Raw genomic sequence first — 520 nt, 5'->3', positions numbered from 1 at the left:
GTTCGGCTTCGGCAACTGCCGCCCAGCCACCACGGCGCGGTCTCGTAGCCGAGGCCGAGGTCGGCATCGACATCAGCCCCGACAAGATGCTCCTGCACGTGTCCGCCGATCACTCCAGCGCCACCGTGGTGAGCTGAGACACCGCGCAGAACAACTGCGCTGAACAACCGCGCCGAACAATTGCGCCGAACAACTGCGCACAAGAACCGCGCCGAAAGGAGTGGCAGCCCGAGTTCACCTTTCACGGATTCCGCTACGCCGAGGTGAGCGGCTGGCCGGGCGACTTCGACCCGGCCGACGAGGGGGCCGTCGACGCCGGTGATCACCGCGGGGCCCGCGCCGGCCGAGGCGGTGCGCGTGCCCCTCGCCGACGGATCGCTGGTGAAGGTGCCCGGCCGCGTCGACGAGGCGCTCTACCCGGCACTGCTCACGCTCTCCGACGTGTACCTCACCGGCCACCACGCCGCCCGGATGGGCCGGGTGGAGGCCGGCAAGACGGTGACCGTCCGACGCGGTGTCA

2 pseudogenes are annotated in these 520 nt (G+C 70.4%); both read left to right on the top strand.

The window, feature by feature from the left end:
• Positions 1 to 179: 179 nt before the first annotated feature.
• A pseudogene (locus GY24_RS18295) lies at positions 180 to 278 on the top strand (family 78 glycoside hydrolase catalytic domain); the annotation flags it as partial.
• A gap of 52 nt (positions 279 to 330) precedes the next feature.
• Positions 331 to 520: pseudogene (locus tag GY24_RS17950) on the top strand (IMP dehydrogenase); the annotation flags it as partial.

This window comes from Microterricola pindariensis (assembly GCF_002936985.1).
GTDB classification, from domain to species: Bacteria; Actinomycetota; Actinomycetes; order Actinomycetales; family Microbacteriaceae; genus Microterricola; species Microterricola pindariensis.
The sequence above is the reverse complement of the archived record's forward strand: the minus strand, read 5'-3'. Positions and strand labels throughout refer to the sequence as shown.